Below are 247 nucleotides of genomic sequence, written 5' to 3'. Positions count from 1 at the left end.
GAGTTAAATGGTCAACAAGCCCATGAGTTTTATCAAGGGAAAGATATTGCCTATCCAAACGCGAATAAAGGTGAAGTAGCACTAAGCTATCAAGGTCAGGTAATAGGATTAGGCAAGTGGATTAGAAACAAAATTAAAAACTCTTACCCACGTGAATTGGTTAAAGACAAGGGGCTGGCGTGAACTTGCAAATACAGTATTTGCAACTACACTTAGCAAACTATTAGCGCAAGGCTCTACACAGAGC

The 247-nt window shown here is 40.1% G+C and carries 1 protein-coding gene; it reads left to right on the top strand.

Annotation, left to right across the window (positions count from 1 at the left end; translation table 11 throughout):
• A partial coding sequence (locus Q4528_RS15255; RefSeq protein WP_303522547.1) for a methyltransferase RsmF C-terminal domain-like protein occupies positions 1–183 on the top strand: 183 nt, incomplete at its 5' end.
• Positions 184–247: the final 64 nt, after the last annotated feature.

Origin of the sequence: Staphylococcus pasteuri, assembly GCF_030547725.1 — a bacterium.
GTDB classification, from domain to species: Bacteria; Bacillota; Bacilli; order Staphylococcales; family Staphylococcaceae; genus Staphylococcus; species Staphylococcus pasteuri.
The sequence above is the reverse complement of the archived record's forward strand: the minus strand, read 5'-3'. Positions and strand labels throughout refer to the sequence as shown.